Source organism: Mycobacterium sp. E740 (genome assembly GCF_001672895.1).
Lineage (GTDB): Bacteria > Actinomycetota > Actinomycetes > Mycobacteriales > Mycobacteriaceae > Mycobacterium.
Window position 1 is genome coordinate 1 of the sequence record NZ_LZKP01000088.1, and the last position, 5144, is coordinate 5144.

General features: G+C 67.3%; 5 protein-coding genes and 1 pseudogene. 4 read left to right on the forward strand and 2 right to left on the reverse strand.

Features of this window, described 5'->3' with window-relative positions:
• On the reverse strand, positions 1 to 464 hold a 464-nt coding region (locus A5663_RS08260; protein ID WP_197503338.1), incomplete at its 3' end, for a pyridoxamine 5'-phosphate oxidase family protein.
• 70 nt (positions 465 to 534) lie between these two features.
• Between A5663_RS08260 and treS the strand changes: the two genes are divergently transcribed.
• From treS to A5663_RS08280, 4 genes are read left to right on the forward strand one after another with little or no spacing between them, the layout of a single operon-like run.
• Positions 535 to 2358: a maltose alpha-D-glucosyltransferase gene (treS, locus tag A5663_RS08265; RefSeq protein ID WP_068146568.1), complete on the forward strand. Its 1824-nt coding sequence runs from the start codon at positions 535 to 537 to the stop codon at positions 2356 to 2358.
• Positions 2355 to 3689, forward strand: a complete 1335-nt coding sequence (locus A5663_RS08270) for a maltokinase (protein WP_068146571.1) — start codon at positions 2355 to 2357, stop codon at positions 3687 to 3689. The genes treS and A5663_RS08270 overlap by 4 nt, the downstream gene beginning before the upstream one ends.
• Before the next feature lie 28 nt (positions 3690 to 3717).
• Positions 3718 to 4095, forward strand: coding sequence for a hypothetical protein (locus A5663_RS08275; protein ID WP_068146573.1), 378 nt, complete (start codon positions 3718 to 3720; stop codon positions 4093 to 4095).
• Positions 4096 to 4124: 29 nt separating this feature from the next.
• Positions 4125 to 4469 carry a hypothetical protein gene (locus tag A5663_RS08280; protein WP_068146574.1) on the forward strand — a complete coding sequence of 115 codons (345 nt, stop codon included), beginning with the start codon at positions 4125 to 4127 and terminating at the stop codon, positions 4467 to 4469.
• Positions 4470 to 4476: 7 nt separating this feature from the next.
• Here the strand turns inward: A5663_RS08280 and A5663_RS08285 are convergent.
• Positions 4477 to 5144: pseudogene (locus A5663_RS08285) on the reverse strand (glycogen debranching enzyme); the annotation flags it as partial.

Genomic DNA, 5144 nt, shown 5'->3' on the forward strand with positions numbered 1-5144 from the left:
ACCCGGTGCACCCGCAGCACCCACACGGTGAAGTCGCTGTAGTCGATGTAGTACTTCGCGGCGGCGACCGCCGACAGGTGCGCGTCGCGCGCCGCGGCCAGTTCGTCGGCGGCGGGATGTTCGGCCACTCCGGCCAGCGTGATCCGCCCGCTCGCCAGCGGGTCGGACTGCGCGTTGGGCGTGACGATCGCGATACTCGCCCGCGGATCGGCCGACAGGTTGCGCCCGTGTTCGGCGAGGTTGGACACGCACAGCACCGGCGCGCCGTCGAGCAACCCGTACGTCACGAACGACGCCCACGGATCGCCGTCGGAGGTCAGCGTGGCGAGTGTTCCGGTGTTGGTGGACGCGGCGATCGTGCGGGCTTCCTCGGCCGCAGACGGGCGGGTGGAGTTGGCGACCTTCGTCAGTGGTGGAGGGACTGACGGTGCGTCGCCGGGGTCGCCGTGATCACGTGTTGCCACGCCGGAACGATACCCAAGCCGAGATTTGAGGCGATTCGATTCTCGGTGACGTGGGTAGGTTGGAGACCGTATGGAACAACGCAGCGGTGTCAGAACTTCCGACGCATCCGTCGACCACGACCCGGCAGAGGGCAGCCACGTCGAGGAAGGTCCCCACGGCAGGAGCGTCGAGCACCCCAACGCCGAGGACTTCGGCCACGCGCGGGTGCTGCCCGAGGACCGGACGTGGTTCAAACGCGCCGTCTTCTACGAAGTGCTGGTGCGCGCGTTCTACGACTCGAACTCCGACGGCATCGGCGACCTGCGCGGCCTGACCGAACAGCTTGACTACCTCAAATGGCTTGGGGTGGACTGTCTTTGGTTGCCGCCGTTCTACGACTCGCCGCTGCGCGACGGCGGTTACGACATCCGCGACTTCTACCGGGTGCTGCCGGAGTTCGGCACCGTGGACGACTTCGTCGACCTGCTCGACGCGGCGCACCGCCGCGGTATCCGCGTCATCACCGACCTCGTCATGAACCACACCTCCGACTCGCACGCGTGGTTCCAGGAGTCGCGGCGTGACCCCGACGGGCCCTACGGGGACTACTACGTGTGGAGCGACACCAGCGAGAAGTACAGCGAAGCGCGGATCATCTTCGTCGACACCGAGGAGTCGAACTGGACCTTCGACCCGGTGCGCCGGCAGTTCTACTGGCACCGGTTCTTCAGCCACCAGCCCGACCTCAACTACGACAACCCCGCCGTGCAGGAGGCGATGCTCGACGTCCTGCGGTTCTGGCTCGACATCGGCATCGACGGCTTCCGGTTGGACGCGGTGCCCTACTTGTTCGAACGCGAAGGCACCAACTGCGAGAACCTGCCGGAGACCCATGCGTTTCTCAAGCACTGCCGCAAGGTGATCGACGACGAGTACCCCGGCCGGGTGCTGCTGGCCGAGGCGAACCAATGGCCCGCCGACGTCGTCGAGTACTTCGGCGATCCGAACACCGGCGGCGACGAATGCCATATGGCGTTCCACTTCCCGCTGATGCCCAGGATTTTCATGGCGGTGCGGCGCGAGTCGCGGTTCCCGATCTCAGAGATCCTCGGGCAGACGCCTGACATCCCCGAGATGGCGCAGTGGGGCATCTTCCTGCGCAACCACGACGAGTTGACGCTCGAGATGGTCACCGACGAAGAGCGTGACTACATGTACGCCGAGTACGCCAAGGACCCGCGGATGAAGGCCAACGTCGGGATCCGGCGACGCCTGGCGCCGCTGCTGGACAACGACCGCAACCAGATGGAGCTGTTCACCGCGTTGCTGCTGTCGCTGCCCGGGTCACCGGTGCTCTACTACGGCGACGAGATCGGCATGGGTGACATCATCTGGCTCGGCGACCGCGACGCGGTGCGCACCCCGATGCAGTGGACGCCGGACCGCAACGCCGGCTTCTCCACCGCGACCCCAGGTCGGTTGTATCTGCCGCCCAACCAGGACGCCATCTACGGCTACCAGGCGGTCAACGTCGAAGCCCAGCGCGACATCTCCAACTCGCTGCTCAACTGGACGCGCACCATGCTCGCGGTGCGCAGTCGCCACGACGCGTTCGCGATCGGCAGCTTCCACGAACTCGGCGGCTCCAACCCGTCGGTGCTGACCTACGTGCGCGAGGTCGAGAAGGATGACGGCCGCAAGGACACCGTGCTGTGCGTGAACAACCTCTCCCGGTTCCCGCAGCCGATCGAGCTGAACCTGCAGGCCTACAACGGCCACACACCGATCGAGATGACCGGCTACGTTGAGTTTCCCCGCATCGGCCAACTGCCCTACCTGCTCACCCTGCCGGGCCACGGGTTCTACTGGTTCTCGCTGAGAGCGCCCGGCCCCGAGCCTGGAGAACAGCCATGACCCTGCCATTCGACGAGTGGCTACCGCAGCAACGATGGTATGCCGGCCGCAGCCGCGAACTGGCCTCTATCCACGAAGCCGCGCGCATCGCGTTGGGCGACGATCTGGACCTCGTGCTGCTGGACGTCTCCTACACCGACGGTTCCACGGAGCGCTATCAGGTACCGGTGTGCTGGCACAGCGGTCCCATCGAGGAGTACGCGGAGATCGCCACGATCGGTTCCGACGGGGAGCGCACCGGCTACGACGCGCTCTACGATCCGGCCGCGGCGCGGTACCTGCTGTCGCTCGTCGACTCGTCGGCGACGGTCGGCTCCGGCGACGACGAGGTTCGTTTCGTCAAGGAGCCCGATGTCGAGCTGCCGCTGGACGCGGCGCCGCGGGTGTCGGCGGCCGAGCAGAGCAACACCAGCGTGGTGTTCGAGGAGAAGGCGATCCTCAAGCTCTTCCGCCGCATCACGCCGGGTACGAACCCCGACATCGAGCTGAACCGCGTGCTGGCCCGCGCCGGCAATCCGCATGTGGCGCGGCTGCTGGGTGCGATCGAGACGACGTGCGACGGTGAGCCGTGCGCGCTGGGCATGGTCACCGAGTTCGCCGCGACGTCGGCCGAAGGCTGGGACATGGCCACCGCCAGCACCCGGGACCTGTTCGCCGAAGGCGACCTGTACGCCGACGAGGTGGGCGGTGACTTCGCCGGGGAGTCCTACCGGCTAGGCGAGGCGGTCGCTTCGGTGCACGCGACGCTGGCCGACCAGCTGGGCACCGAAACCAGTGTGTTTCCGACCGATACCGCGCTGGAGCGACTCACGTCGGCGGCCAAGTCGGTGCCCGACCTCGAGCAGTACGCACCGCTGATCGAGGAGCGGTACCGCAAGCTCGCCGAGGAGACCATCCGGGTGCAGCGCATCCACGGCGACCTGCATCTCGGCCAGGCGCTGCGTATCCCCGAGGGCTGGCTGCTGATTGACTTCGAAGGCGAGCCCGGCCAGCCGCTCGAGGAACGCCGCCGGCCCGACTCCCCGCTGCGGGACGTCGCGGGGCTGTTGCGCTCCTACGAGTACGCCGCCTACCAGCGTCTGATGGAGCAGTCCTCCGACGAGGACCACGACCGGCAGCTCGGCGCGCGGGCCCGGGAATGGGTGGACCGCAACGCCGCGTCGTTCTGCGACGGTTACGCCGAGGTGTCCGGCACCGACCCGCGGGACTTCGGCCAACTGCTGGCGGCCTACGAATTGGACAAAGCGGTCTACGAGGCCGCGTACGAGGCGCGTTTCCGGCCGAGCTGGTTGCCGATCCCGCTCAAGTCGATCGCGCGCATCGTCGGCTGAGCGGACGATCACCGGCGACAATGGGGCGATGGCCAAGTACTCGCTCAACGACGCCGCGATGGCCAAGGCGCGCGAGCTGATTGACGCCCGCCAGTACGTGCTCGACAGCGACTGGGGAGAGGTGCAGCCACGCGCCGAGGCGCAGAACAGCTATCTGGACTCGCACTCGTGGCAGGACTACGGGCAGTGGCATCTCGGACTCACCGACGGCGCCAACGACGAGACCAAGGCGCGCTATGCGTTCATCTACGGCGACTTCCGGCGGCTGCACCGCTCAGGGCTCATCGCCTGCGTGTACCGGGCCGCCGAGTGGCGACACAAGGACGTCGAGCTGGGCGCGCATCACCTGCTGCAGTACCTCGACGAGAAAACCGGGCTGAAGCCGACGCGGTCTGTCGGCGTTTAGCGACCGGGCAGGTGGGCAACCGAAGCAGTGTGACCAACCCTGATCCACATTTCTCGGCCAACGACAGCGGCGGCGTCGGCGACACGCTGCGCCCGACGGAGGCGCTGGACTCCGACGACGTGCGCAACGACGACGGCGACGAAACCGTCGACCCGCCAGACGGCTGGCGCGAAGCCGACAAGATCAACGCCGACGGTGAGGTCGACGAGACCCTCGACGAGAAACTGGCCGCCGAGGAGCCCGACGTGTTGACGCGACCCACCGACGAGGGCGTGCAGATGGACCGCATCAACCCCGACGACTACGGCACCGACGAGGGCCAGATCAGCGGCACCCCCGAGGACGGCGACTCGTTCTTCCCGGTCGTCGAATGAGCCGGCGCTAGCTCGTCTCCGCCTGCAGCACCAGCACCGAGCGGGCCTCGACGGTGACCGCCGTCCCCGCGTTGAGCGGTTTGGGCTCCGACTCGTCTGCGGCATCCCGGCCGGTGTTCACCACCGGCTTCCACGCCGGCCCGAACTGTTCACCGGGCAGCGTGAAGTCGATCGGCTCGTGGTGGGCGTTGAAGCACAGCACGAACGAGTCGTCGGTGACCCGCTGCCCTCGCACGTCGAGATCGGGAATTCCGTTGCCGTTGAGGTGGACAGCGATCGACTTGGCGAAGCCGCTGTCCCAGTCTTCATCGCTCATCTCCGAACCGTCGGGCGCGAACCACGCGATGTCGGCCAGCCCGTTGCCGCCGCGCTGCCGGACCGGCCGCCCGGAGAAGAACCGGCGCCGGCGGAACACCGGGTGTGCAGCACGCAGGGCAGCGACCGTGCGGGTGAACTCGATCAGGTCGGTGTCCGCGCTGGCCCAGTCGATCCACGAGAGTTCATTGTCCTGGCAGTAGACGTTGTTGTTGCCCTGCTGTGTGCGGCCGAGCTCGTCACCGTGCGCGATCATCGGAACACCTTGCGAGAGCAGCAAAGTCGTGAGGAAGTTGCGCTGCTGGCGTGACCGCAGCGCGTTGATCTCCGGATCGTCGGTCGGCCCTTCGACGCCGCAGT

Coding starts and splice junctions, on each gene's coding strand:
- A5663_RS08275 (WP_068146573.1), top strand. CDS start 3,718: ATGGCCAAGTACTCGCTCAACGACGCCGCGATGGCCAAGGCGCGCGAG.
- A5663_RS08270 (WP_068146571.1), top strand. CDS start 2,355: ATGACCCTGCCATTCGACGAGTGGCTACCGCAGCAACGATGGTATGCC.
- treS (WP_068146568.1), top strand. CDS start 535: ATGGAACAACGCAGCGGTGTCAGAACTTCCGACGCATCCGTCGACCAC.